Origin of the sequence: Bradyrhizobium sp., from assembly GCF_050014615.1 — a bacterium.
In the GTDB taxonomy this organism is placed as follows: Bacteria; Pseudomonadota; Alphaproteobacteria; order Rhizobiales; family Xanthobacteraceae; genus Bradyrhizobium.
Genome location: NZ_JBEKCZ010000070.1, coordinates 1 through 23520, shown reverse-complemented (window position 1 = coordinate 23520; position 23520 = coordinate 1). Strand labels below are relative to the sequence as shown.

Below are 23520 nucleotides of genomic sequence, written 5' to 3'. Positions count from 1 at the left end.
CTCCTGCTCGAAGCCGAACCATGCACCCTCGTCGTCGAGAATGGTGGCGCGCTTGTTCGTGGCATGCGGCGTCTTGCCATCGGGCATCATGACTTCGCACATCACCAGCACACCGTTGGTGCGCGCGGCATCGGGATAAACGGCGACCGGCTTCAGCACGCAATCGGAGCTGTGACCCTCGGCCTGCATCGTCGAACTTCCGTCGAAGCCCCACAGCGGAAGCTGCTCCAGCGTCGGAAACGCATCAAATTCCTTGATCTGCGTCTTGCCGCGCAGATTCGGGGTCGGCGTGTATCCGTCGAGCCAGATATACTCGAGCTTATACTTTGTCATTGAGCCTCTCATACGTTGATGATGCGAAAGGTGGGAAACCGAAGCCTAGGGAAATCGAAGCCTAATTGGTCACCACACGCGTTACCCGGCCACCATCGGCCAGTCGTTACCAAGCAATTAAAGTGCCAAATGCCGCGTTGCGGGACGGCAGTCAGGACGGCGCTAAACCCACCGACCACCGGCTCTTAATCGCATTTAAGGTGCGGCAAAGCAGCGCGGTTGGCGTTCTCGGCGGACGCAGCGACAACCCGGCAAAAGCCTAAATCACGCCTGTTTCCGAAGCAATCCGCGGCCTGATCTATCGGTGCGATTAAAGCAGCGCCAATCGCCGGCAACATTCCTCAAGAAAGCGGGACGCCTTCGCAACCTTGGCGAAGGCCTAAGCGTTAGCCAGCCTGTGGCTGCTTCTCAGCAAGCAAAACCGAAATTGCCTAGATTTTACACACCCGATGATTTCACTTTGATCAGGTTGCACGACCGGAGTGCAGGGACGATATCGATTTCAGTAACCAGTCAAGAACGAGTCGGGCGCAGCATGAGTCAAAGCGTCACGACCATCAGGAGATACAGATGAATACGAGTTTGAATCACGGGTCCGCCAAGATCTACCAATTCCCGGCCGGAGGCCGCGCGGCCTTCGGCGTACGGCGCCTTGAGGAGACCAAGGCATCGACCGATCCTGGCCCCTTGCGCGTCAGCGAAGCCGCGTGCGGCGGCAGCTGGTATCACGAAGCGGCCATCCAGGAGTCCAAGCCGGTGCGCGAGGGTTGATGCCAGCCGCGGGCACGATGCCGTTGCACCGCCGGTTGTTGGTGCGATCTCAACTGCAAAAGGGTCGAAACGAAAATGTTTCGGCCCTTTTTACGTCAGTTCGCACGCCGTCACCGGTCGTTTGGCGTGCCTGACCGTTACGCCGGCCTTGGTGATCACCAGCGTCACCCCGCCACCCGAATAGCGCGAGCCGGACAAGGCCAGACGTCTCGCCAGCGTGACTTCCCTGCCGTCGATCTGCAGATGTGCGCGCGAGTCGTATTTGAAAAATCCGACGATGAACCGGGTGCCGTCGGCGCAGTGATAGTTCTCAAAGGTCTGCGCCAGCGCCGACGATGATCCGGTCACAACGCCCGCTACAACAAGTGCCGCACCAAAAATGGCGGTCTTGTACCCATTCATATCAGCCCCCGGCGGTACTCACCCTGCGGATCACGTCCGAGGGCACGGGGCCATGGAATACCCGCGCGAGGGCCACGTGTATAGACCAGACCGAAACCGGCGATACGCCTTACAAAGCCGGCCGGGAAGACGCTTACGCCGCCGCTTCCAATTCCGCATCGAGGTCGGAAATGACGTCCTCGCAGGCCGAGATCGCCTGCTGAATGGCGGCGATCTGCATCAATTCCCAGCCACTGACCGGGCCGTTGCGATTTTGCAGCGCTACAATCAAATCCCGGCGCTGCTCCTTAAGTTGTACCAGCGGCAGGCCGTGGTCAGGTAGATGTCTCATGATCTTTCCAGCCCCATTGAACGACTTACAGGTGTATCCGGATTGTTCTGCATTCCGCTTACAAAACTCGCGCAAATTTTAGCGATCGGCCGTTCCCCGTGGTCCTACGTAATTTCGTTCGCCTTCACGGCCAGCTTGATCGCGCCGAACAGAGCCTGTGTAACGCAATTGGTGGCCCAATCGCTGGTATGGAGCTGGGCTTGAGCGCCATCGTCCAGCTCTTCAATCCGAATTCCGGCCTGGACCCAGCGCTGCATGAGAGCAAAGCGGTTAAACACATTGACACCCTGGTTCCCTGCGATCGTTGATATGAGCGAGACCATCTGGTTGGAGAGATCGAGTTTACCGGGCGGGTCGACCAGAGCCCTCGTATATTGCAAATCCATCAGCACCACATCTGTCGGCAGATCGGCGAGCCAACCCAGTCCCGCGGTGATCGCCGCCGTCACGTCATCGAAATTATAGTCCTCTTTGCGATAAACGGCGTTGGTACCCACCTGCCAAATCACCAGCGCGGGCGCTTCGCCGATGACGTCGGACTCAAAGCGTGACAGCTCTTCGGGAGCCTCCTGCCCTCCGATGCCGCGGTTGAGAATGTCGATCATCCGGCCGTAAAACACTTGGCGCAGAAGCATTTCCAGTCTGGGCGGATAAGGCAGAATCCCATCAGCCCCCGCTGTCGACGAGGAACCGATGGCCACAATCTTGACCTTTCGTTTGCGCTTGAGCGCCTCCCTCAAATGCCGAAGCGGAAATTCGAACCCGACGAGGTCAGGATGGGGATCGCAAGGCCGTGATGGGTCAGACATCTGAACCTCCGAAGTATCGTGGTGCTAAATTCCGAAGCCTTGCAAATGAATTTCGCCTAGCAATATTGAGCAGCAGTCACTTCTCGCCCGGAGACCCATCATGAACGGAAAAGTCGTTGTCGTCACCGGCGCCTCGGGCGCGCTCGGCAAAGTGGTTGCGGAAGTGGCGCTGGCAGGGGGCGCGCGGGTCGCCGGCGTGGATCATGCCCCGGCACAGATCGCAGCCACGGCGAACAGGATCGACATCGGCGGCGTCGATCTGACCGATGCAATCCAGGCCTGCAAGGCGATCGACGCCATCGCGTCGCATTTCGGTGGGGTCAATGCGCTGATCAACATCGCCGGCGGCTTTGCGTTCGAGGCGATTGCCGAGGGCGACCCCAAAACCTGGCAGCACATGTATGCGCTTAACGTGCTCACCGCCTTGAATGCATCGCGATCGGCGATCCCGTATCTGGCCGCTTCCGGCACCGGCCGGATCGTCAATGTCGGCGCGATGGGCGCGCTGCAGGCAGGCGCTGGCATGGGGGCCTATGCCGCGTCGAAAGCGGGTGTGCATCGCCTCACCGAGGCGCTCGCCGCCGAATGGAAGGGCAGCATCACCGTCAACGCCGTGCTGCCATCGACCATCGACACCCCGGCCAACCGCGCCAGCATGCCGAAAGCGGATTTCCAAAAATGGGTAACCCCGCAAGAGCTAGCCAACGTGATCCTGTTTCTCGCCAGCGATGCGGCCAGTGCGGTCACCGGCGCGTTGCTTCCGGTCAACGGCCGCGTGTAGGTCTCTCTGGCGTTCGCCTTTCTGCTGCGCGCATCGTTCCAATCAGTCCGGAACCAGCAGCCGTAGCCTGGATTTGAACCGGATGCTCTGTTTGCCGGCGAGCGCCATGCCGTCGCTTTCGGCAGAGTCGTCGGTGTAGGTTCCGGTAAAGCCGATGGTCACCACCTTGCGTTCCCAAACCGGCCGCGCTCCAAATGTCGGGGAATGCTCCTGGTTGGTGACCTCGCCCTTCCATTTGCCGTTCGCTGCGGTGTAGGTACCGAAGGCATAAAAGAACGAGTCACCGCCGCGCAGGGTACCGTCACGTACCACCATGACGCCCTGATTGCCGCCCTGGACGCCGTCCAGCATCTCCACGGTGATATGGTACAGGCCATTTCTGATCATCGAATTCATCGCGCCCGCAATCTGGTCCCGGCGGCAGGATAGCCGCTCTGGCATGGCTTGATCAAATCATGCGGCATGTGCAACGGCGGATCCGGGCTAAACTCGGACACTGAGTCGCAGGCATGACCCTTCACGATACCTGACTTCACGATTCCTGGAGCCCCCTTGGAAACCGCGCTTTATCTGCCCGTCAAACGCTTTCTTGAAAAGCTCGGCTTCACGGTCAAGGGCGAAGTCGGTGGCTGCGACCTCGTTGCGCTGAGTGGCGACGATCCTCCCATCGTGGTGATTGGCGAATTGAAGCTTTCCTTCAATCTCGAACTGATTTTGCAGGCGGTCGATCGCGCCGCCGCCTGCGATGAAGTCTGGCTCGCCGCCAGATTGTCCGCGCGCGGCAAGGGACGCGAGAGCGACGCGCGCTATCGCAATCTGTGCCGCCGGCTCGGCTTCGGCATGCTCGCGGTCACCAACACCGGCGATGTGGAGGTGATCGTGAAGCCGCCCACGACCAGTCCACGCCGCAACCCGAAGAAGCGCTCACGCCTTGTCGCCGAGCACCGGCGGCGCAAGGGCGACCCGGCGCTGGGCGGCAGCACGCGCTCGCCGATCATGACGGCCTATCGCCAGCAGGCGCTGGCCTGCGCGTCGGCGCTGTCGCAGGGGCCGCGGCGCGTGCGCGATTTGCGGCCCGAGATTCCCGATGCCGCCAAAATATTGCTGCATAACGTCTATGGCTGGTTCGATCGGGCCGAGCGCGGCATCTACGTCCTGACCGATGCCGGACACGCCGCGCTAAAGCGCTGGCCGCAGCAGGTGGTAGATTTTGCAGGCGCCGGCGATTCGGTGCCATGAGAGGCCGGCGATCAAAACGGCGGGGAGGATGGGATGATCGTGGTGACTGGAAGCGTGACGGCGCGCGAAGATTCGCTCCATGAGGTCAGCAGATTGAGCCTGGAGCATGTCCATCGCTCACGCCAGGAAACCGGATGCATCTCGCACGCTGTGCACGCCGATTGCGAGAATCCGCTCCGGCTGGTGTTCATCGAGCAGTGGGCGGATCGGGCCGCGCTACTGGCGCATTTCGCGGTGCCGGCCTCGCGCGATTTCGTCCGCGCGCTGCAGCCGCTCGCCGCAGCCAGCCCGACGATCGAGATTTATGACGCCACAAGGCTGGAAAGCCTTTGAATCGACAAATGCATGGCTGGATTGCCACACCAATTTCATATTGCAATGCAACATAAGGGGTCCTAGGTATTCCCCCATCATACGAGAGGCCCCAATGAGCGAAGACTGGAATACCAAATATGGACCGCGGCGCGTCCGGCGCGATCCACCGACGCTGGAAGAAGCTATTTTCGCAGCGATCGGCATCACCGACGATCAGAATGAACAGGCTGAAATCGCCGCGTCGCTGATGGGGCTGCCGGTCGAATCCGTCACCGCCGAAGTCAGAAAAGCCGGCCGCACGGCGGCGCGTTCCATCACCCGGGTGATCGCGGGCGAACAAGGCGCGCAACGCTCGGTCGTGGTCGAACGCCGGGTTATCCGGAAATTCGGCAACGACAAGCGCACCGGCACTTAGAGCCTGATCGGTTCTGATTGAATCAGAACCGAATCTCTCAGGCCGTCCGTCCCCAGCCGTACATTCGCAACAGCCACTTCCAGTACGCGCGGTTGAAATTGACCATCGTGCGTGCGGCGTCGAACGGTGTGGCGATCGCAAGCCTTGCAGGCGCAAGCCTTGTGGGTTCGAGCCCTGTAGGTTCGAGCCTTGCAAGTTCAGGCTGCGGTTGCTGCTTCAGATCGATACTGCCGGTCGACTCACCGTGGCGGAACGTCAGATGCGCGCCGAACTTGCTGGCGAGCGCGCGCATCGCCTGGTTTTGCGCGCCCGTCGTGATCCGCAGGGAGCGGTAGCCCCTCGATCGTGCTTCCGCGATCAGCTTGCGAAACAGGATGCTGCCGACGCCCTGACGCCGCACGCGCGCCTCCACGCTGAAAGCGATCTCCGGCATCGCATCCGAAGCCTGGTCTGGCGGATGCAACTCCGCGGCCCCCCGGACCACGCCGCCTTCGATATAGGCGATAATGACGGTGCCATCCTCGGCGCATTTCGCGGCGTAGCGTTCGATGAAACTGTCGTCCAGGAACCCGTGAAAGCGGTCATGACGGCTCTCCGCGTCGAGCCGCAACAGATGATCACGCAGCAGCGGCAATTCCTCCTGCTGGCGCAGGGTCCGAACCGTCCCCGTTGCAAGCGCGGGCCGGGTATTGTCTTGGTAGCTCACGTCAAAACTCCTCTTGGATAGCCCTCGAGGAGGCGTCGAATCCCTAGACCCCGAATATTGTGCATCGCAACATAAAATTCAAGGCCGCTTTCCGCCTGAAATAACGGCAATGCCTTCTCAAAAATTAACGCCTCACGCGGCTCGTCATCGTTAAGATTTCGTTAACGTCGCTTGGCGAGCGATTTGCTAGAATCCAATTTGAGCCGGGCTTTGGCCCACGGAATGCCCGCGGATTTCCCACGAATTCTTGGAGGCCCATCGTGGCTGTCGTGCTCGATACGCGTACTTCGGCTCCGGACCGACGGCTTGCGGTCTGGCAGGACATCGTCTGCGATACGTTTGTCGGACTCGATTGCCGCTCCGACATGCATGACGGGTTTTGGGGCTCGGTTTCGCAAACCATGATCGGGCCGGTGTCGTCTACGCGCGTCGATTCCTGCGCCCAGCGGGTACTGCGCACGCCGTCCCGGATCGCGCGCGCCAGCGACGATTTTGTGCTGGTGGCCTTGGGAAACAGCGGCGTGAACGGCGTGTTTCAGGATGGACGCGAAGCGGTCGTGTCCGCCGGTCAGTTCGTCATCTACGACACCACCCGCCCCTACGAGTTGCGCTTCGACGACAGCTTTTCGCAGACGATTTTTCAGATCCCGCGCAAGCTGCTGCACCAGCGCGTCGGCTCGTTCGACACGTTGACCGCGACCACTTTCCAGGGCGATCGGCCGCTCGAACGGCTGGTCCATGAATTCCTGCTCGGCATCAGCAAGGCGGTCGACCAGGTCGATGCCGCGACGGCGACGCGCCTGCTGGACCAAGCGCTGGATCTCATCGCGATGGCCTTCGCCGACAGGATGCATCAGCGTTCGGCGGACCTGTCGTTTCACAGGTCCGCGCTGCTTTATCGTCTCAAGAACTACATCCTGACCCATCTGCGCGACCCCGAACTGTCGATGCCGCGCGCGGCGGCAGCCATTGGGATCTCGCCACGCTATGCCAGCGACTTGATGGCCGCCGAACAGACTTCGTTCCGCAGCTACGTCCAGATGCAACGTCTGGAGCGGTGCAAGCGCGATCTGTCGGATCCCGCCCACCTTGCTCGGCACGTTAGCGATATCGCATTCGCGTGGGGCTTCAACGACCTCGCTCACTTCAGCCGGATCTTCAAGCAAAAGTTCGGCGCCTCGCCGCGCGAATGGCGCGAGCACCCGACGCAGTAACCCGTTTACGGTCAGGCTCCCCGCCTGTCGCGACGCTCCGCCACCCCGCCGGTGGCGAGGCGGTCGAACCGGCCGCCTTGTGCTGCCCATTCGCCAGTTAAGACAAGTTTTCCCGCCGCCACGGACAAGCGGCCCGGCCCGGCTCGGCTGTAAGCTTCGCAGCAATCATTCTCGTCTCGCGATGCGAAAGGATAACGTCGATGGGTCTCGTTCATCAGAAATACAAGGTTGCGGTGGTTCAGGCGGCGCCGGTTTTTCTCGATCTGGATGCAACGGTGGACAAGACCATCGCCCTGATCGAAGAGGCCGCCGCGCAGGGTGCGAAGCTGATTGCGTTTCCCGAGACCTTCATTCCCGGATATCCGTGGCAGATCTGGCTTGGAGCTCCCGCCTGGGCGATCGGCCGTGGCTTCGTGCAGCGCTATTTCGATAATTCGCTGTCATTTGACAGTCCGCAGGCCGAGAAAATTCGCAAGGCCGTGAAGCGCGCCAAGATGACAGCGGTGATCGGCGTCTCCGAACGCGATGGTGGCAGCCTCTATATCGCGCAATGGCTGATCGGTCCCGACGGCGAAACCATTGCGAAGCGCCGCAAGCTCCGGCCAACCCATGCCGAACGCACCGTGTTCGGCGAGGGCGACGGCAGCGACCTCGCTGTGCATGATCGCGCCGATGTCGGACGGCTCGGTGCGTTGTGCTGCTGGGAGCATCTGCAACCGCTGTCGAAATACGCGATGTACGCCCAGAACGAGCAGGTCCATGTCGGGGCCTGGCCGAGCTTCTCGCTGTACGACCCCTTCGCGCATGCGCTCGGCTGGGAAGTCAACAACGCCGCGAGCAAGGTTTACGCCGTCGAAGGCTCATGCTTTTTCCTCGGCCCCTGCGCGGTGGTCTCACAGGCCATGATCGATGAGCTGTGCGATTCCCCCGAGAAACATGCATTCCTGCACACCGGCGGCGGCCATGCGGTGATCTTTGGGCCGGACGGCAGTTCGCTTGCCGAAAAGCTTCCAGCCGATCAGGAGGGCATTCTGTACGCCGATATCGATCTCGGCATGATCGGTGTGGCGAAGAACGCCGCCGATCCCGCCGGACACTATTCCAGGCCCGACGTCACGCGGCTGCTGCTCAACACCTCTCGCGCCAACCGGGTCGAGCACTTCACCCTGCCGATCGATGCCGAGGTCATGAGCGAGATCAAGCTGTCGGCCTGATTCAAATTCGAAAGGAGCCCGCCATGGAATCCGCTATCCCAGAGCATCTCCGAAACACCCGCACGCGTCACCGGCGCGTCCCCGACGACTACGTGCCGCCCTACCCGTCGTTCGTGGCGCGCCACAAGCCAAGCGTGGCGTGCGTCGTGATGGCCTATTTCGGCGTTCAGACCCGCGGCGCGCCTTCAAAAACCGCGGAGCAGGCGATGGCCTGGATTGCTTCCCGTTTCGAATCTAACGGCGGCCCAACGCATTGGGACCGGGCACGGTATGTCGACGAAGCCGGTTTCACGAACGTCGTGACGGTTGCCTATTGGGACGATCGCTCAAAATTCGATGGCTGGTTCCCGGCGGTGCGCGACGGCTGGACCGGCGACCAGCGCGCTATCGATGGACTGGGGTCGTTCATCGAGGTGCTTTATCCAGCCGTGGAAGGTTATGAAACCTTGTTCTCTTCCTTAGGGCGCGCTGAAGGCGTCGCCGTGCTCGCCGACAGCATGAGCGGCGAGATTCAGGAACATGCCTATTGGGGCGGCATGCGCGATCGCATTCCGCTGTCCCAGACCAGCGAGATGGCGCCCTCCGGCACCATCAGCGCCATTCGCGACGGCTCCCGGATCCGGGTCATCCCGCACGACAATGTGTGCCTGATCCGCTCGGGCCAGGATTGGGGCGACACCGAAGCATCCGAACGCAAAATGTATCTCGATGATGTCGAGCCGGTTCTGAGGGAAGGCATGGACTTCCTGCGCGATCATGGTCGCTCGATCGGCTGTTACGCCAACCGTTACATGACAGTTGTTGGGCCCGATGGCGCGCCGACCGAGAAATCCTACGGCATGAGCTGGTGGAAAAGCCTGGCCGCACTGGAGCGCTGGGCTGAATCGCATCCGACCCATGTCAGGATCTTCGGCGCCGCGATGAAATATCTGTCGTCATTGGGACCGGCCGCGAAGCTGCGGCTCTATCACGAAGTAACCGTCGCCCGGACCGACGAGCAGTTTTTCGAATATGTGGACTGTCATCCGCAAACCGGGATGTTGAACGCTGTGCCGACGGTTGCCGCCGGATAGGGTACGATTGCGGCGGCCGCTCTCCTACAAAACCATCTGCGTCTGTGTAACGATGGCAACGAGCCGGCCCTCCTCGGTTTCCAGCCGGGTTTGCCAAACCTGGGTGCGCCGTCCCCGATGCACCGGCGTCGCGGTCGCGATCACGGTCGTTCCCTCCTTGGCGCCGCCGATGAAATTGGTCTTGCTCTCGATGGTGGTGGTGCCCTTGGCATCGTCAGGCAAATTGATCACGGTCGCCGCAGCGCCAACGGAATCGGCGAACGCCATCAACGCACCGCCATGAATCGTGTGGTGAAGGGTGCAGAGATCCGGCCGAACCAGCATCCGCGCCACCACACGATCCTTTTCCGCTTCGGTGAAGGTCACGCCCTTCAACTCGGCAAAGGGCATTTTCATCGAATTGACTTTTTCAAGCGGCGTCATGGTCGGTCGTCCTCACGGCTCATGCCTTCTCCACCCCACACCACTCCGCGATAAACAGCGCCGTGGCTTTGGTCGATTTCCGCAACGAGTCGAGATCGACATATTCGTTGAAGCCATGCATGGCCGCTCCGCTGGCGCCGAAGCACAGGCTTGGAATATTGTAGTTTAGTCCGTAGAAGCGCGTGTCGGTGAGCGCGGTGAAAACCAGGTCTGCCACAGCGCCGCCGTAGACCGCCTCATAGGCCGTGCCAAACGCGGCTTCGGCTTCCGCAGAATCCTTCAGCTCATAGCCCTCCGACAGAAAGCCGGACCATTCCACGGCAGGCGGATTGTTGGAAAGGAAGCGATGATCACGCGCCGCGGCCGAGACGCAGGCGAGAATCTCGGACTGGCAGTCCTTGACCGACCAGCCCGGCAGTATCGCGATCCGGCAATCGACGTCGCACCACGCCGGAACGCTGGAGGCCCAATCGCCGCCCCTGATGATGCCGGGATTGAAATTGATCGGATGCGTCAGCGCCTTGAAATGACGATCGCTCTTGGCGCGCTCGTTCCAGTCGGCCTCGAGCTTTTGCAGACTGTGAATGAGATGGTAGGCGGCCGTGATTGCATTGGAACCGGCGCCGGCCTCGAACACATGCACGGGGTGGCCGCGCACTTTCAGGCGGAACCAGATCACACCCACTTGCGAGCGCACCATCCGGCCGGATGTCGGCTCGGGAATGAAACAGGCGTCGGCACGATAGCCGCGCTGCAAGGTCGAGAGCGCGCCGACGCCGGTACTTTCCTCCTCGATCACGGACTGAAAGTGAATCCGTGCCGTCGGCTTCAAACCCGCGGCCCTGATCGCATCGAGCGCATAGAGGGCGCCGATGGTACCGGATTTCATGTCGCAGGCACCGCGGCCGTACATCTTGCCGTCTTTCACCACGGGCGAGAACGGCGGCGTCTCCCACATCTCGAGCGGCCCGGTCGGCACCACATCGCAATGTCCCTGCAGGATCAGCGATTTGCCGACATTGCTGGCGGGACGATAGGTCCCGACCACGGTACGGGCTTTCGAAAAATCATGCTCGATCGGGCCGAAGCCGCGCAGGTCTTTCAAGGAGTCGGGATCGATGTGCCAGTCGTCGACCTCATAGCCGCGCTGGCGCAAGAGATCGCCGATCATGTCCTGGCACGGCCCTTCCGCGCCGCGAGTCGAGGGTATCGCGACAAAATCCATGGTGGTCGCCTGTTGCGCGTCGAAACTGGCGTCGACGGCATCGAGGATTTTCCGGCTGGTATCGATAGCGTTCATTGCGTCACTTCCTGTTGCCACTTCCCGTTGCCGCTTTCTGTTGTCGCTTTCAGAATCGCGACCGCGCCAATACAGTCCACCCTTGGACTGCATGCCCCATGGAGACACGGATGCCCGGCAATCGCAACATTCTGTATCTCATCATCGGCGCACTGATCGTGGCGGTCGGCGTACTCGGCTACAATCTCTACCAGACCAAGAAGGAGCCGGAAGGCCTGCAGATCAATGTCGGCCCGAACGGACTGAAGATCCAGAACAAGTGAAACGGGATATCACGCCGGCCATGAAAACCTTATCAATCAAACGCTGTTCGATCATGCTGCTGGGCGGTTTTGCGCTATTCGCGCTGACGGCTCCGGCCACGGCGCAGACGGTTTCGCGCGAGCAGGACATCGGCACATTGCGGCTGGGGCAGCGCATCAGAGTCGATGACGGAACCTGCCCTGCCGGCCAGGTCAAGGAAGTTTCCGGCACCAAGATGACTTCAACGGGAATTATGGCTTCACGCAAATGCATCCCGCGTGTGCACACGGGCAAGATGCCGGGTGTCAAGGGGTAGCCCGATTCCAGTGACCCTAATTCGAACGAGCCTGGTTCGCCGGCTCGAACATGCATTGCAGCGTCGGCTTTGCGATCTTGGTGAACGTGGCACCGATTTCGGATCGTTTCGCTGCCGGCACCCAACCGCTCTCGATGGTCGGCACACCGGTCTCGCTGATCCCGCGCAGCAAAGCGGCGCGAAGATCATTGTCTTCAACCGCGGCAGCCGCATGGTCGTGAAGGCACCCGCAAACGGATTCCGGATGCGCCCAGCGCCCCACCATATGGGGCGCGCACAGGCGCACGAACTCTTCGCGCGGATCGGGCAGTTTCGTCGGCGAGTACATCTGGGGCGAGCGCACCTGGGCCTGCGCCGGGCCGCCCAGAACGAAGCAGGCAAAAATAGCTACTGAACAGATACGGAAAATCATACCGGGCCCTGGACTCAGCGGGCCGCAACAACGATCGGCTGGGGTGCGGACGTCACGATCGGCGAACCGCTATACGCGAACGTGCCGATACCCGGCAGATTGCCATCCGACGAACCAGCCAGCGTGGGCATGACCAGGATGAAGGCGACGGCGAGGATAAAGCTGAGGCTCTGCATGTGACGGTCTCCGGTTTGCCTGTCGGCGTTGCCCGCCGTTTTGTTGGCACGTTGATAACCATCCGCGGTTTCCGGAGTTCTGCGTCAAAGCGGATAATGGTTTCGTCGCGCAGGAGAATTGTGTCGTCGCCGCCGCCCAGACGAAACAATTCCAAAAAAAATCCAATCACTTCAATCAAATGCGCCCATCGAACACGATTTTTCCGGGGCTTGCAGCGCCGCCGGCGGAACCCGGAAACGAGGCCGATCGGGCCCGAAGCCCAGGGGGGTCATTGGGCCAGTGGTTCAGCGGCCTATAGCGACCATCATCACCGGCGCCGGCACCGGGATTGGAGACCCGCAATAGCTGAAGGTGCCGATTCCCGGCAGGTCGCGATCCGCTGAGCCCGCCAGAGAGGGCCCGGTGAGCACCAGAACAACCGCGAAAATATAGCTGAGGGCTCGCATCCGATGTCTCCACTAACCATCCAAGGTGAGACGCCCGCAGCGACGTGACGGTTCGAGACCTCAGGCGACTTTTTAACCTTTCTCTGCTGGAGAGAGCCCATCGGGGCCGCGGCGATCTTGAACGGAACTCTCGCCACCACCGACTCACGCGAACGGTGCGCAACTTTAATGGGCAGTTGCGCGTTGTGATTTCATCTCAGCAAAGGATCGCGGTCGTGGGCAATGGCAACTTCGATGTTGGCAAGACATCTCCGGCCGGCAAACCGGGCCAGCCGATTGTTGAAACGCCGGCCGGGAGTGACAGCTCTTCCGCGCGGCGGATCGACAAGACCAATCTGCAGAAGGTGGAGCGGCCGAGGGTTTGCGGTGCCATGGCGCAGCAATGCGGCGATAGCGGTCGCGGCAACGAATCCGCGCCGCAGAAATTCGTGCGCCTGGTGGGTTGCCGCGATACCAGTGCCCGGCCCGAAACATGGGTTCGGCCGCGCGCACCCCGGTGAAGCGGTAAATTCAGAAGCGTTGCATCCGGTTCCGGCTACTGGATGAATTCGCCGCATTTCTGAACCGATGCATCCGCGGCTCCCCAGGGCATGATGGGTACCGAGGAGGTCGAATTCTTGGGCGATCCTTCGATCAGCTTGTCCGAATATACCATGTAGACCAGTACGTTCCGCTTGGCGTCGCAGCCGCGGACGATTTGCATCTTCTTGAAGAACAGCGAACGCCGCTTCCGAAACATATCGTCGCCCTGCTCCATTTTATCCTTGAAGCGGATCGGGCCGATTTGGCGGCAAGCCAATGAAATATCCGAGACTTCCTCGGCCAGCCCCAACCAACCCTTGAAGCCGCCTCGCTCCGGCACCGTGAAGTGGCAGGCGACCCCCTCGACCTCGGGATCGTCGACGCCATAGGTCGCAAGCTTGTCGTTCGGGCTGAGCATCTTGAACACGGTCGAGCGGCGAAAGATCAAATCGGGCTCGTCGGCCGCGGATGCGGGCGCACCCGGCCACAGCAGCAATGCGAGCGCCAACCAAGCCCAGCGTCCCCAGGGCATGCCATGTCCCCAGGGCATGTCATATTGGCTTAAGGCTTGGCGTGTCATGGACATCTCCGTGGGCGGGGGTTCCATCCATGTAGGTAGTGGGAAGCCCGGCAGGAAGGTTAGCGGTAACGGGTGCCGTCCGGCGTTTAACCCAATGTGAGGCTTTTTTGTTACGCTTGGGGACGAAAATTGCGGGCATTGGGGCGTTGCGCTGGTGAACGCGTATCTCGTCTGCAACACTAAATCTCGAACGGCTGGGATTCGAAAATGATGCGCGTAAGCGGGCAAAGGGCTTCTATTGCGTCCGGACAGCTTTGGCGAATTGCCGCTTTGGCAGCAGCCGGCGCGATCGGCGCAACATCCCACGCGGAAGCCGCGCTCTATTATTGGTCGGATTCCGAACCCGGATTATCGCGACCCGATCCGACGTCTCAACCGCGGCGGTCGAAGACCCGACATCACGCGGAAAAAAAGACCGAACCGGAGAAGGAATCGACAAAGCCGCAGGGACCGGTGATCATCTCGATCTCGATCGACCAGCAAAAACTGAGACTCTACGACGCCAACGGCCTGTTCGCGGAATCGCCGATTTCCACCGGCATGCGCGGCCATCCGACGCCGATGGGCGTTTTCAGCGTTATTCAAAAAGAAAAGCTGCATCATTCCAACATCTATAGCGGCGCCCCGATGCCCTTCATGCAGCGCATCACATGGTCGGGCATCGCGATACATGCCGGCGTGCTGCCGGGCTATCCCGCGTCGCACGGCTGCATCCGCATGCCGATGGCCTTTGCCATGAAGATGTGGAACTGGACCAAAATGGGCGCCCGGGTCGTCGTCACGCCCGGCGAGATCACGCCTGCCAGCTTTTCGCATCCGCTGCTTGCAGCATTGAAGGTTGCGCCGCAGCCGATGGCGGCCGACCAGCCGCACCCAGATGCGCCGATTGCCGCAAAAGCCGACAAGGCCGCGGATGCCGACCTGAAGACCAAGCCGCCAATCGCGGAAGCGGCCCTTGAGTTGAGATCGACCATCGGGCATGGCGACAGCGTCAAGCCTGCGATCGACGAACCGAAGGCTGCCGCGCCGTTGCGCGAGCAGACCCGCACCGCGGACGCCAGCAACACTTTGCCGGCATCGAATGCAGCGGTCACCATGTCTGACGCAGGCGGTGGCAGCGCGCCGGCCAAGCAAGCGGTTTCCGTCAGGGACAGCGATACGTCAAAGGATGATGCAAAGCCCGAAGCTGCCGCAATCTCGCAGCCTGCCCCCGCGACGGCGAAGCCCGATGAAGTCGCCGCATCCGACGACAAACCGGCTGAGGCCAAGTCGTCTGAAGCCAAGTCGGCTGAAGCCAAGTCGGCTGAGGCAAGATCTCCTGATGAAGCCAAGCCGGTTGAAGCAGCGTCTGCCGATGTCAGGCCCGATGAGGCCGCGGGTGCTGAGGCCGTAAAGGCCGCGGCCGTCGAGGGTATCAAAGCTGACGAACCGAAAGTCGAAGCCAAAGCGGCCGATGTCAAGGCGGCGACGGCGCCAGAGCCCGCTGCAGTCCCGGCCAAAAAAGATCAGACCCGCCCGGCCGGTATCGAGAAGGCTGCTGCCGCGAAACCCGATCCGGCAAAGGCTGCGCCAAAGCGCAGCGGCCAGATCGCGATGTTCGTCAGTCGCAAGGACTCGAAGCTCTATGTGCGGCAGAATCTCGCGCCGCTGTTCGACATGCCGGTGACGATCGCGTCGAGCGACCGGCCGCTGGGAACGCATGTCTTCACCGCGCAGGTCGACAAGGACGACGCCAATCTCGTGCACTGGTCGGTGGTCTCGCTGCCGGTATCCAAGGTCGCCGAGCGCCATGACGAAGACGAGCGTGCCTCGCGCCGGCGCAAGATCGCAGGCGTGGTCGAGGTAAGACCATTGCCGACGCCGGACAGCCCCACTGAGGCCCTGGATCGCCTCAACCTCCCCGCCGACGCGCTGGCGAGAATTACCGAAGCCCTTTCGACCGGCGGCTCTCTCATCATCTCGGATCAGGGCATCGCGGGTGGCGAAACCGGCGAAGGAACGGATTTCATCGTTTCCCTGCGCTAGACCGACTAACAGGTCTTGCCAACGGGTCTTGCCAACAGGTCTTGGAGCCTTCGGTCCGCCGGTCGCCTTGGACCGGCGGCTGGGCTAAAAGACCGCCGGCATGAACCCATTTCCCACCATTGCTGCAACGACCGAACCGCCAAGCCACGCGGGAAAGGATGCCTTCGACCGGCTGACTTTCCTCGGCTGGCGCTGGGGATTGACGGCGATCGTCGCCGGCCTTGCGGCATCGTTTTTTCTGTTCGGCTACGCGCTGATCTACTGGCGCAATGCCGACATGGACTTCATGGTGATCTACAACGCGCTTGCCCTCAACGACGGCAAGCCGCAGTCGTTCTTCGATCACACCGGATACATCACCATCCTGTCGGTGAAGGTCTGGTTTCAATTCCTGCATCGTCTCGGTCTGCTCGGTGCCTATACGCTGTCGGCCATTCCACCGGCCTCCGATGCCGGCGCCTTCGATGCCGCCATGACCAGCGCCGTTCGCGCCGGGCGCGTTCTCGCCTGGCTGATCGCGACCGGCTGCGTGCTGGTGTTTGCCGCGCTGGTCCGCCTCATCGTGCGCGACTGGCGGGTCGCGCTGATCGCAACGCTGGCGTTCGCGTTGTCCGGCGCCATCGCCGTGCATTCGCGCATCTTGCGCACCGAACTGGTCGCGGCATGTCCCGTCATCTTTGCGTTTCTGATCCTGATCGCGATCGGACGCCGCGCCAGCGTTGCGCGCCCGCTCGCAATGGCGGTTGCGGCGGCACTCTGCGTGCTCGGTCTCGAGAACAAGGTACAGGCCATCCTGCTGATCGGCGCGTTGCCGTTGCTGGCCGTGCCGTTCGGAAGCGCTGGAAGCGCCAGCGTCGCGTTCTGGCGCGATGCGAGGTCGAGTTGGCCGACCGCGATCACCGCGGCTCTTGCGGCGTTGGCCACAGTGTGGGCGGCGTGGCCACTGATCGCTACCGGTTTTGATCGTTCCCTGCTCGAGGCCGCACAGTTTCATCCGCTGTTGCTTGGCCGCTTCGGTATCTACCAGGCCGCGCTGCTGGTCCTGATCGGGGCCTGCATGATTGCCTATGCCGTGATCTGGCGCGTCAACGCGACCGAGACGCTGGCGTCGATAGCGGCGATTGCCGCCGGTGCAGCGCTGGCGCTGCTGCTGCTCAATCTCGAATACAATACCAGCAATGTCATCGCGGTGTTCAATCCGCTGGAGAAGATGCTGACTTTTGCGGACACCACCACCGCCGATGCCGCAAAGGGATCCGGCCTATCGGGAATTCTGTGGCTGCTGCTCGATGGAATCGCATCGGTTCTCGCGCGCTATAGCTTCGTGCTGCACTCCTCGCCGCGTCCGACCGTATTTCTCACCTGGCTGATCGCGCCCGGCATTGTCTATGCGTGGTCGCGCGGCGAAAGACAGAGCGCGATCCAGGCCCTCGTGCTCTTGCTGGCCGCAATCGGAATCGACGCGCTCGGCGTGCGACGCGGATTGAAATCCGAATATTTCATCTTCACCGATCCCCTGATCATCCTCGCCGGCGCGGTCCTGCTCGATGTCCTCGGTGACCTGCGCTTTCGCAAATGGACCTATCCCGTCGCCGTGGTTCTGTTCGGACTGCATATCGCGATCGGCCAGGCCGAGCCGGTGAAATATGCCTTCATGCGCCGGGGGCCGGAATCGATCTGTGAATGGAACCGGCACTACATGCCGCTGCTGCCGCTACCATGGTGCCCTGCGGCCCCGCTATAACGGCTTGTTGAGAGGCGCCCGCTCACTGGCCAGGCTAACGTCATCCGGCTTTGATCGTGACGACAAGGGGTCCGCAATGATCGATCGCAGAACCATTCTCGCATCAGTACTGGCCGCGATGACAAGTCCCGCCTGGACACGGACGGCTCACGCCCAAGCCGGCATGACGGGGATTACCGCTTACGCTTTTTCGTTTCCTGCGTTGGCCGGAGGCAACACCATCAGGCTCGCGGATTATGCCGGCCATCCGATATTGGTCGTCAATACGGCGTCCCTATGCGGCTTCACGCCGCAATATGCCGGGTTGCAGGAGCTATGGACCGAATTTCACGATCGAGGCCTGATGATTGTCGGCGTTCCCTCGAACGATTTCGGGGGACAGGAACCCGGCGGCGCCACCGAGATCGCGGAAACCGCCCAGCACCAATATGGCGTCACCTTTCCGATTGCGGCAAAGGCGATCGTGAGGGGCCCGGATGCGCATCCCTTCTATAAATGGGCCGCCAATGCGCGGCCGAAGGACGTTCCACGCTGGAACTTTCACAAGTATCTGATTGGCCGCGACGGTTACCTCGCCGAGGTCTTCCCCGAGAGCGTCGAGCCGCTGGATACGCGGGTGAAAACCGCGATTGCGCGCGCGCTCGCCGATTCCTGACACCAGGCGTTTTCGAACGAAAACCTGTCCGGCAGTGGATGCGGGATGATACGGTCCGCGCTCGAACAACGCGTCAAAACTGTGGACGGGTCGCCCCGAAATTAACCGCTTCGACCGGCAAATCGGCTCCTTACGAAAAAGCCGTTGCCGTGGCCGCGCGGGCCCAACTAGGCTATGATCATCACGGGCGGGAAATTTGGCCCGGGCGATGGCAAAGAGCCGTGGTCGGGCCCGGGATCACTGTAAGGGAACAGCAAGATGCGGATTGCGGCAGGTTTGATATTTGCGGGCGCTGTTTCGCTGTGCGCATCAGGCACGGCATGGTCACAGACCCCGGCCACCAAGAGCGCCGCGACTCCTCCTCCGGCGGCCGTCGCGGCTGCGCCGGTCCCGGCTGCCGCGCCAGCCCCCGCCGCCGCCAAGGCTCCCTGCGCCAATCCCGATGCGCTCGGGATCGGCCGCGTCGTCGAGATCGACACCACGGGCGGACCCGGCTTCGGTTTCGAACATTTCAAGCAGCTCGATTTCCTGCGCGAAAAGGAAGTGGTGCTGACGTTCGATGACGGCCCATGGCCGGTCAATACGCCTTCGGTGCTCAAGACGCTGGCCGACGAATGCACCACCGGCATTTTCTTTTCGATCGGCAAGCACGCCACCTACTATCCGGAAATCCTCAAGCAGGTTCTCGCCGCTGGCCACACCATCGGAACCCACACCTGGTCGCACGCCACGCTGACCAACAAGAAGCTGACCGAGGATCAGCGCAAGGAAGAAATCGAAAAAGGCTTCAGCGCCGTGAAATGGGCGCTGGGCGGCGTTTCGCCCTCGCCGTTCTTCCGCTTTCCGGCGCTGCAGCATCCGCCTGAAATGGTGACCTATCTCGGCACCAGAAACATCGCGATGTTCTCCTGCGATCTCGACTCGTTCGATTTCAAGGCGCGCAACGCCCAGCAGGTGATCGACGTCACGATGAAGAAGCTCGACAAGCAGGGCAAGGGCATCATCCTGATGCACGATTTCCACAAGCATACCGCCGAGGCCCTGCCCGCTTTGCTGCGCAAGCTGAAGGAAGGCGGCTACAAGGTGGTGCAGATGAAAGCCAAAGCGCCGGTTCAGACGTTGGCGCAATACGACGAAGAGGTTCTGAAAGACACCAAGCTGCCGACGGTCAGCGACCGCCCGGTCTCCAGCGTGGTGCAGACGATTTCAGAATAATCCGGCCACGCGAAAACAGCTGTGAAGGCACCTCGCATTGACGGTTATGTCATCGTGTCCGCCGACGGAATGCTGGCGAACGCCGATCACGTGATGCCGGACGAACTGAAATTCGAGGGCGACAAGCAATTCTTCTCCGCCGCCCTCGACCGCGCCGACCTGATCGTGCACGGCCGGCATTCCCAAGAGGACCAGCCGAACTCGCCGCGACGAAGCCGGATCATCGTGACCCGCACCGTCGACGCCGTGGCGCGCGATCCCTCCAACCCCAAGGGGACTTTATGGAATCCCGCGGGCGCAACCTTCGAAGCCGCGTGCCATCAGGCCGGCTTTGATTCCGGCACCATTGCGATTATCGGCGGACCGGACGTGTTCGGCATGTTCATGGACCGCTACCACACGTTCTGGCTCTCGCAGGCGCCACGGGTAAGGCTACCCGGCGGTGAGCCGTGCTTCCCCGGTGTCCCCCGCCAATCACCTCAGGAAATCCTGGCCGCACATGGCCTGCGCGCCGGCGAGGCCCAGATCCTCGAACCCGCGAACGGCGTCAGCGTCACGCCGTGGCGACGCGCGGTCTAGTTTAGCGTGTTCTAGACATCGTAGGCGGGTTCGGCCGCCCGTGGTCCCCGGCCATATCCTGCGATCATGAACAAGGCGCCGATGAGCGACAGGTTCTTCAAGGCATGGACCATGTTATTCCTGGCCTCGGGGCCGGCCTGGTTCCAGAAATCATGATAGTAAAAGGTCGCGGCGGCCACGAACAGGATCAGCAGGATCGCAAAAAAACGCGCGCCGAAATTCAACGCGATCATGAAGCCGCAGATCAACTCAAGCGCGCCGGCTGCAACCGCCAGCATCTGCGGCATCGACATCCCCGTGAGGCCTTCGAGCTGTGAGGTGTAGGTTGCCAGTGCCGCCGGAACAACAATCTTCTCCGTCATTTGCGCCGTCGCTGTCAGATCCAGAAGCTTGGACGCCCCCGAAAAAATAAACATCACGCAGAACAGAATTCGCCCGAAAGTAATAAACGCTGGCATGGTCGCCCTCACTGAATGCTGCAAATGCGAAAGTCGCTAGACGGCGGAGCGATTATGAGCGTTCCGCTTCGGCTTTTCAAACAGTCAAATCGAGTTGCGGGGCGGCCGATCGGCTGGGGCTAACCGAACAGGGAGGGTTGCTGACGGCCGGCCCGCTCCTGGGCTTCGACGGCGGCAACCGCGGTCATGTTGAGGATGCCCCGCGCGGTCACCGACGGCGTGAGAATATGGGCCGGACGCGAAGGGCCGATCAGGATCGGCCCCACCGGCAACGCGTCGGCCAGCGCCTTGATCATCTGATAGGCGACGTTGGCGGTGTCGAGGTTCGGCATGATCAGGATATTGGCTTCACCTTCCAGCTTCGAGTGCGGCAGGATCAGCTTCCGCGCCGCTTCCGACAGCGCGGTATCGCCCTGCATCTCGCCGTCGGCCTCGATCTCCGGGTGGTTCTGCTTCAGGAGCGCGGTGGCGCGGCGCATCTTGCGCGAGGAGTCGGTATCATAACTTCCAAAATCGGAATGTGACACGAACGCGATTTTCGGCTTGATATTGAAGCGCTGGACGTGGATCGCCGCCAGCGCCGCCATTTCCGCAAGCTCCTCGGCGCTCGGGTTCGGCCGCACCTGGGTATCCGCGATGAAATAGGCCCCCTTGCTGGTGATCATCAGCGCCAATGCCGCGAAATCGCTCACGCCCGGGAGAAAGCCCACGATCTCGCGCACATGGCGCAGATGGCTCATGTAGCGGCCCTCGACGCCGCAGATCATGGCGTCGGCCTCGCCGCGGATCACCGCGAGCGCGGCGATCACGGTCGCGTTGGTGCGGACCACCGTGCGGGCGGCATCGGGGGTGACGCCGTGCCGGCCGGCCACGTCGATATAGGACTGGACGTAGGACCGATAACGCGGGTCGTCCTCGGGATTGATGAGATCGAAATCCTGGCCGGCCTTGATGGCGAGGCCGAACTTCTTGATCCGCGCTTCGACCACCGACGGGCGCCCGACCAGTATCGGTCGCGCCAGCTTCTCCTCCAGAACGACCTGCGTCGCGTGCAGGACGCGTTCGTCTTCGCCTTCCGCATAGATCACGCGCACCGGCTGGGTCTTGGCCTTGGCGAACACCGGCTTCATGACCAGGCCGGAGCGGAACGCGAAGCGCTCCAGTTGCGCGGTATAGTCCTCGAAATTGGCGATCGGCCGGGTCGCAACACCGGAATCCATCGCCGCCTTCGCAACCGCAGGCGCGATGCGCAGGATCAGCCGCGGATCGAACGGGCTTGGGATCAGCGAGCCCGGCCCAAATCCCTGGGCCTCACCGCTGTCAAAGCCGGGCGCTATCGCATCCACCGGCGGATCGCGCGCCAGCTGCGCGATCGCATCCACCGCGGCATGCTTCATCTCCTCGTTGATCGCGGTGGCGCCGACATCGAGCGCGCCGCGAAAGATGAACGGAAAGCACAGGACATTGTTGACCTGATTGGGAAAGTCGGAGCGCCCGGTGCAGATCATGGCGTCGGGCCGCGCCTTTCGGGCCTCATCCGGCATGATTTCCGGCGTCGGATTGGCCAGCGCCATCACCAGCGGCTTGTCCGCCATCTGCTTGACCATGTCCTGGGTCAGCACATTAGGCGCGGACAGGCCGAGGAAAATATCGGCGCCGCCGATCACTTCGGCCAGCACGCGCTTGTCGGTCTTCTGGGCGTAGACCGACTTCCAGCGATCCATCAGCGTGTTGCGGCCTTCATGCACCACGCCATCGATATCGCAGACCCAGATATTCTTGCGCTGCGCCCCCAGCGAAACCAGAAGATTGAGGCAGGCGATCGCCGCGGCGCCGGCACCGGAGGCAACGATCTTGACGTCTTTGAGTTTCTTGCCGTTGAGCAGCAGCGCATTGGTGATCGCGGCGCCGACGATGATGGCGGTGCCATGCTGATCGTCGTGAAATACCGGGATCTTCATCCGCTCCTTGAGCTGCGCCTCGATCTCGAAGCACTCGGGGCCCTTGATGTCCTCCAGATTGATGCCGCCGAAGGTCGGCTCCAGCGCCGCCACGGTCTCGACCACGCGCTCGATGGTGTCGGCGGCGATTTCGATGTCGAACACGTCGATCCCGGCGAATTTCTTGAACAGAACCGCCTTGCCCTCCATCACCGGCTTCGATGCCAGCGGGCCGATATTGCCAAGACCAAGCACCGCGGTGCCGTTGGAGACCACGGCGACCAGATTGGCGCGGATCGTCAGCGACGCCGCCTCGCCGGGATTTTGTGCAATCGCCAGGCAGGCCGCGGCCACGCCCGGCGAATAGGCCAGCGCAAGGTCACGCTGATTGGCGAGCGGCTTGATCGCCTGAATCTCAAGCTTGCCCGGCCGCGGCAGGCGGTGATAGGCGAGCGCCGCGGAGGTAAGATCTTCGGAATAGGACGACATAAATTTCCCCCGCGGGCTCTCTCGGCCCGAACTCTGGGCTTCGGTGGCGATCTAGTTAGGCTGCAGATTGAGCCGGATGTGAAGCTCGCGCAACTGCTTCGGCGTGACGTCGGACGGCGCCCCCATCAAGAGGTCTTCGGCCCGCTGGTTCATAGGAAACAGCGAGATTTCGCGCAAGTTGGTGGTGCCGCAAAGAAGCATCACGATTCGATCAACGCCGGCCGCCATGCCGCCATGCGGCGGCGCGCCGTATTGGAACGCCCGGTACATGCCGCCAAAACGCTCGACGACGTCCTTCTCGCCATAACCGGCAATCTCGAACGCCTTCACCATCGCCTCGGGCCGATGGTTGCGGATACCGCCGGAGGCGATCTCGTAGCCGTTGCAGGTGAT

At 61.7% G+C, this 23520-nt stretch carries 31 protein-coding genes; 16 read left to right on the top strand and 15 right to left on the bottom strand.

The features are described 5' to 3' along the window. Positions 1 to 333: glutamine synthetase beta-grasp domain-containing protein (locus ABR948_RS13555; protein ID WP_428118427.1), on the bottom strand; the 333-nt coding region annotated here is incomplete at its 3' end. 570 nt (positions 334 to 903) lie between these two features. On the opposite strand from ABR948_RS13555, the gene ABR948_RS13550 reads away from it, so the two are divergent. After that, positions 904 to 1104, top strand: a complete 201-nt coding sequence (locus tag ABR948_RS13550) for a DUF2735 domain-containing protein (RefSeq protein ID WP_428118424.1) — start codon at positions 904 to 906, stop codon at positions 1102 to 1104. A gap of 90 nt (positions 1105 to 1194) precedes the next feature. Here the strand turns inward: ABR948_RS13550 and ABR948_RS13545 are convergent, their stop codons facing one another. The 3 genes from ABR948_RS13545 to ABR948_RS13535 all read right to left on the bottom strand — a co-directional run bounded on the left by ABR948_RS13545 (position 1195) and on the right by ABR948_RS13535 (position 2646). Continuing rightward, positions 1195 to 1506, bottom strand: a complete 312-nt coding sequence (locus ABR948_RS13545; RefSeq protein WP_428118422.1) for an MliC family protein — start codon at positions 1504 to 1506, stop codon at positions 1195 to 1197. 133 nt (positions 1507 to 1639) lie between these two features. After that, positions 1640 to 1837, bottom strand: coding sequence for a hypothetical protein (locus tag ABR948_RS13540; protein WP_428118419.1), 198 nt, complete (start codon positions 1835 to 1837; stop codon positions 1640 to 1642). 104 nt (positions 1838 to 1941) lie between these two features. Beyond that, positions 1942 to 2646, bottom strand: a complete 705-nt coding sequence (locus ABR948_RS13535; RefSeq protein WP_428118417.1) for an SGNH/GDSL hydrolase family protein — start codon at positions 2644 to 2646, stop codon at positions 1942 to 1944. A gap of 100 nt (positions 2647 to 2746) precedes the next feature. Here ABR948_RS13535 and fabG point away from each other — a divergent pair, with 100 nt between their 5' ends. Continuing rightward, positions 2747 to 3427 carry a 3-oxoacyl-ACP reductase FabG gene (fabG, locus tag ABR948_RS13530; protein ID WP_428118414.1) on the top strand — a complete coding sequence of 227 codons (681 nt, stop codon included), beginning with the start codon at positions 2747 to 2749 and terminating at the stop codon, positions 3425 to 3427. A 42-nt stretch (positions 3428 to 3469) separates the two neighbouring features. Here fabG and ABR948_RS13525 read toward each other — a convergent pair whose 3' ends face one another. Continuing rightward, on the bottom strand, positions 3470 to 3814 hold the full coding sequence (locus ABR948_RS13525) for a hypothetical protein (RefSeq protein ID WP_428118412.1): 345 nt from the start codon (positions 3812 to 3814) through the stop codon (positions 3470 to 3472). A gap of 165 nt (positions 3815 to 3979) precedes the next feature. Here ABR948_RS13525 and ABR948_RS13520 point away from each other — a divergent pair, with 165 nt between their 5' ends. From ABR948_RS13520 to ABR948_RS13510, 3 genes are all read left to right on the top strand, one after another. Then, positions 3980 to 4666, top strand: a complete 687-nt coding sequence (locus ABR948_RS13520) for a DUF2161 domain-containing phosphodiesterase (protein WP_428118409.1) — start codon at positions 3980 to 3982, stop codon at positions 4664 to 4666. Positions 4667 to 4699: 33 nt separating this feature from the next. Next, on the top strand, positions 4700 to 4999 hold the full coding sequence (locus ABR948_RS13515) for a putative quinol monooxygenase (RefSeq protein ID WP_428118406.1): 300 nt from the start codon (positions 4700 to 4702) through the stop codon (positions 4997 to 4999). A 94-nt stretch (positions 5000 to 5093) separates the two neighbouring features. Then, positions 5094 to 5396, top strand: a complete 303-nt coding sequence (locus tag ABR948_RS13510) for a hypothetical protein (protein ID WP_428118404.1) — start codon at positions 5094 to 5096, stop codon at positions 5394 to 5396. 37 nt (positions 5397 to 5433) lie between these two features. Here ABR948_RS13510 and ABR948_RS13505 read toward each other — a convergent pair whose 3' ends face one another. Then, positions 5434 to 6102, bottom strand: coding sequence for a GNAT family N-acetyltransferase (locus ABR948_RS13505; RefSeq protein WP_428118401.1), 669 nt, complete (start codon positions 6100 to 6102; stop codon positions 5434 to 5436). Positions 6103 to 6362: 260 nt separating this feature from the next. Between ABR948_RS13505 and ABR948_RS13500 the strand changes: the two genes are divergently transcribed. The 3 genes from ABR948_RS13500 (at position 6363) to ABR948_RS13490 (ending at position 9603) form a co-directional block, all read left to right on the top strand. After that, positions 6363 to 7316 (top strand): AraC-like ligand-binding domain-containing protein, encoded by a 954-nt coding sequence (locus tag ABR948_RS13500; RefSeq protein ID WP_428118398.1) that lies wholly within the window; start codon positions 6363 to 6365, stop codon positions 7314 to 7316. A gap of 200 nt (positions 7317 to 7516) precedes the next feature. After that, positions 7517 to 8530 carry a carbon-nitrogen hydrolase family protein gene (locus ABR948_RS13495; RefSeq protein WP_428118395.1) on the top strand — a complete coding sequence of 338 codons (1014 nt, stop codon included), beginning with the start codon at positions 7517 to 7519 and terminating at the stop codon, positions 8528 to 8530. 23 nt (positions 8531 to 8553) lie between these two features. Then, a complete protein-coding gene (locus ABR948_RS13490; protein WP_428118392.1) occupies positions 8554 to 9603 on the top strand; it encodes a phenylacetaldoxime dehydratase family protein in 1050 nt (349 codons plus the stop codon). 24 nt (positions 9604 to 9627) lie between these two features. On the opposite strand, the gene ABR948_RS13485 is transcribed toward ABR948_RS13490, so the two are convergent. Then, a complete protein-coding gene (locus ABR948_RS13485; RefSeq protein ID WP_428118389.1) occupies positions 9628 to 10026 on the bottom strand; it encodes a PaaI family thioesterase in 399 nt (132 codons plus the stop codon). A gap of 19 nt (positions 10027 to 10045) precedes the next feature. Then, entirely contained in the window at positions 10046 to 11326 is a 1281-nt protein-coding gene (locus ABR948_RS13480; protein WP_428118386.1) for an ArgE/DapE family deacylase, read from the bottom strand. Positions 11327 to 11436: 110 nt separating this feature from the next. On the opposite strand from ABR948_RS13480, the gene ABR948_RS13475 reads away from it, so the two are divergent. After that, entirely contained in the window at positions 11437 to 11589 is a 153-nt protein-coding gene (locus ABR948_RS13475) for a hypothetical protein (RefSeq protein ID WP_324137679.1), read from the top strand. A gap of 20 nt (positions 11590 to 11609) precedes the next feature. Next, positions 11610 to 11885 (top strand): DUF6719 family protein, encoded by a 276-nt coding sequence (locus ABR948_RS13470; protein WP_428118436.1) that lies wholly within the window; start codon positions 11610 to 11612, stop codon positions 11883 to 11885. Positions 11886 to 11901: 16 nt separating this feature from the next. Here the strand turns inward: ABR948_RS13470 and ABR948_RS13465 are convergent, their stop codons facing one another. The 3 genes from ABR948_RS13465 to ABR948_RS13455 form a co-directional block, all read right to left on the bottom strand. Then, a complete protein-coding gene (locus tag ABR948_RS13465) occupies positions 11902 to 12297 on the bottom strand; it encodes a hypothetical protein (RefSeq protein ID WP_428118383.1) in 396 nt (131 codons plus the stop codon). Positions 12298 to 12311: 14 nt separating this feature from the next. After that, complete coding sequence (locus ABR948_RS13460) at positions 12312 to 12473, bottom strand: hypothetical protein (RefSeq protein WP_428118379.1); 162 nt, start codon at positions 12471 to 12473, stop codon at positions 12312 to 12314. A 285-nt stretch (positions 12474 to 12758) separates the two neighbouring features. Continuing rightward, positions 12759 to 12920: a hypothetical protein gene (locus tag ABR948_RS13455; protein WP_428118376.1), complete on the bottom strand. Its 162-nt coding sequence runs from the start codon at positions 12918 to 12920 to the stop codon at positions 12759 to 12761. A 44-nt stretch (positions 12921 to 12964) separates the two neighbouring features. Between ABR948_RS13455 and ABR948_RS13450 the strand changes: the two genes are divergently transcribed. Then, the gene (locus ABR948_RS13450; protein WP_428118374.1) at positions 12965 to 13420 is read left to right on the top strand and encodes a hypothetical protein; all 456 of its coding nucleotides are present in this window, start codon (positions 12965 to 12967) and stop codon (positions 13418 to 13420) included. 35 nt (positions 13421 to 13455) lie between these two features. Here the strand turns inward: ABR948_RS13450 and ABR948_RS13445 are convergent, their stop codons facing one another. Beyond that, positions 13456 to 13974: a CreA family protein gene (locus tag ABR948_RS13445; RefSeq protein ID WP_428118433.1), complete on the bottom strand. Its 519-nt coding sequence runs from the start codon at positions 13972 to 13974 to the stop codon at positions 13456 to 13458. 255 nt (positions 13975 to 14229) lie between these two features. On the opposite strand from ABR948_RS13445, the gene ABR948_RS13440 reads away from it, so the two are divergent. From ABR948_RS13440 to ABR948_RS13420, 5 genes are all read left to right on the top strand, one after another. Continuing rightward, complete coding sequence (locus tag ABR948_RS13440) at positions 14230 to 16047, top strand: L,D-transpeptidase (protein ID WP_428118371.1); 1818 nt, start codon at positions 14230 to 14232, stop codon at positions 16045 to 16047. Positions 16048 to 16147: 100 nt separating this feature from the next. Continuing rightward, a complete protein-coding gene (locus ABR948_RS13435) occupies positions 16148 to 17791 on the top strand; it encodes a hypothetical protein (protein WP_428118368.1) in 1644 nt (547 codons plus the stop codon). Between the two features lie 76 nt (positions 17792 to 17867). Continuing rightward, positions 17868 to 18446, top strand: coding sequence for a glutathione peroxidase (locus tag ABR948_RS13430; protein WP_428118365.1), 579 nt, complete (start codon positions 17868 to 17870; stop codon positions 18444 to 18446). 258 nt (positions 18447 to 18704) lie between these two features. Further along, positions 18705 to 19661, top strand: a complete 957-nt coding sequence (locus ABR948_RS13425; protein ID WP_428118362.1) for a polysaccharide deacetylase family protein — start codon at positions 18705 to 18707, stop codon at positions 19659 to 19661. Between the two features lie 69 nt (positions 19662 to 19730). Further along, positions 19731 to 20240, top strand: coding sequence for a dihydrofolate reductase family protein (locus ABR948_RS13420; RefSeq protein ID WP_428118430.1), 510 nt, complete (start codon positions 19731 to 19733; stop codon positions 20238 to 20240). 11 nt (positions 20241 to 20251) lie between these two features. On the opposite strand, the gene ABR948_RS13415 is transcribed toward ABR948_RS13420, so the two are convergent. From ABR948_RS13415 to ABR948_RS13405, 3 genes are all read right to left on the bottom strand, one after another. Beyond that, the gene (locus tag ABR948_RS13415; protein WP_428118359.1) at positions 20252 to 20698 is read right to left on the bottom strand and encodes a DoxX family protein; all 447 of its coding nucleotides are present in this window, start codon (positions 20696 to 20698) and stop codon (positions 20252 to 20254) included. A 119-nt stretch (positions 20699 to 20817) separates the two neighbouring features. Then, positions 20818 to 23127 carry an NADP-dependent malic enzyme gene (locus tag ABR948_RS13410; protein ID WP_428118356.1) on the bottom strand — a complete coding sequence of 770 codons (2310 nt, stop codon included), beginning with the start codon at positions 23125 to 23127 and terminating at the stop codon, positions 20818 to 20820. A 51-nt stretch (positions 23128 to 23178) separates the two neighbouring features. Then, positions 23179 to 23520 (bottom strand): amino acid--tRNA ligase-related protein (locus tag ABR948_RS13405; protein ID WP_428118353.1); only part of this gene is annotated, 342 nt, incomplete at its 5' end.

Excerpts from the sequence above, each read along its gene's own strand:
- ABR948_RS13535 (WP_428118417.1), bottom strand. The coding sequence starts at position 2,646 with ATGTCTGACCCATCACGGCCTTGCGATCCCCATCCTGACCTCGTCGGG.
- ABR948_RS13420 (WP_428118430.1), top strand. The coding sequence starts at position 19,731 with ATGCTGGCGAACGCCGATCACGTGATGCCGGACGAACTGAAATTCGAG.
- ABR948_RS13435 (WP_428118368.1), top strand. The coding sequence starts at position 16,148 with ATGAACCCATTTCCCACCATTGCTGCAACGACCGAACCGCCAAGCCAC.
- ABR948_RS13475 (WP_324137679.1), top strand. The coding sequence starts at position 11,437 with ATGCCCGGCAATCGCAACATTCTGTATCTCATCATCGGCGCACTGATC.
- ABR948_RS13495 (WP_428118395.1), top strand. The coding sequence starts at position 7,517 with ATGGGTCTCGTTCATCAGAAATACAAGGTTGCGGTGGTTCAGGCGGCG.
- ABR948_RS13485 (WP_428118389.1), bottom strand. The coding sequence starts at position 10,026 with ATGACGCCGCTTGAAAAAGTCAATTCGATGAAAATGCCCTTTGCCGAG.
- ABR948_RS13525 (WP_428118412.1), bottom strand. The coding sequence starts at position 3,814 with ATGATCAGAAATGGCCTGTACCATATCACCGTGGAGATGCTGGACGGC.
- ABR948_RS13550 (WP_428118424.1), top strand. The coding sequence starts at position 904 with ATGAATACGAGTTTGAATCACGGGTCCGCCAAGATCTACCAATTCCCG.
- ABR948_RS13545 (WP_428118422.1), bottom strand. The coding sequence starts at position 1,506 with ATGAATGGGTACAAGACCGCCATTTTTGGTGCGGCACTTGTTGTAGCG.
- ABR948_RS13465 (WP_428118383.1), bottom strand. The coding sequence starts at position 12,297 with ATGATTTTCCGTATCTGTTCAGTAGCTATTTTTGCCTGCTTCGTTCTG.
- ABR948_RS13480 (WP_428118386.1), bottom strand. The coding sequence starts at position 11,326 with ATGAACGCTATCGATACCAGCCGGAAAATCCTCGATGCCGTCGACGCC.
- ABR948_RS13430 (WP_428118365.1), top strand. The coding sequence starts at position 17,868 with ATGATCGATCGCAGAACCATTCTCGCATCAGTACTGGCCGCGATGACA.
- ABR948_RS13425 (WP_428118362.1), top strand. The coding sequence starts at position 18,705 with ATGCGGATTGCGGCAGGTTTGATATTTGCGGGCGCTGTTTCGCTGTGC.
- ABR948_RS13410 (WP_428118356.1), bottom strand. The coding sequence starts at position 23,127 with ATGTCGTCCTATTCCGAAGATCTTACCTCCGCGGCGCTCGCCTATCAC.
- ABR948_RS13510 (WP_428118404.1), top strand. The coding sequence starts at position 5,094 with ATGAGCGAAGACTGGAATACCAAATATGGACCGCGGCGCGTCCGGCGC.
- ABR948_RS13460 (WP_428118379.1), bottom strand. The coding sequence starts at position 12,473 with ATGCAGAGCCTCAGCTTTATCCTCGCCGTCGCCTTCATCCTGGTCATG.
- ABR948_RS13440 (WP_428118371.1), top strand. The coding sequence starts at position 14,230 with ATGATGCGCGTAAGCGGGCAAAGGGCTTCTATTGCGTCCGGACAGCTT.
- ABR948_RS13455 (WP_428118376.1), bottom strand. The coding sequence starts at position 12,920 with ATGCGAGCCCTCAGCTATATTTTCGCGGTTGTTCTGGTGCTCACCGGG.
- ABR948_RS13415 (WP_428118359.1), bottom strand. The coding sequence starts at position 20,698 with ATGCCAGCGTTTATTACTTTCGGGCGAATTCTGTTCTGCGTGATGTTT.
- ABR948_RS13540 (WP_428118419.1), bottom strand. The coding sequence starts at position 1,837 with ATGAGACATCTACCTGACCACGGCCTGCCGCTGGTACAACTTAAGGAG.
- ABR948_RS13490 (WP_428118392.1), top strand. The coding sequence starts at position 8,554 with ATGGAATCCGCTATCCCAGAGCATCTCCGAAACACCCGCACGCGTCAC.
- ABR948_RS13470 (WP_428118436.1), top strand. The coding sequence starts at position 11,610 with ATGAAAACCTTATCAATCAAACGCTGTTCGATCATGCTGCTGGGCGGT.
- fabG (WP_428118414.1), top strand. The coding sequence starts at position 2,747 with ATGAACGGAAAAGTCGTTGTCGTCACCGGCGCCTCGGGCGCGCTCGGC.
- ABR948_RS13515 (WP_428118406.1), top strand. The coding sequence starts at position 4,700 with ATGATCGTGGTGACTGGAAGCGTGACGGCGCGCGAAGATTCGCTCCAT.
- ABR948_RS13445 (WP_428118433.1), bottom strand. The coding sequence starts at position 13,974 with ATGCCCTGGGGACGCTGGGCTTGGTTGGCGCTCGCATTGCTGCTGTGG.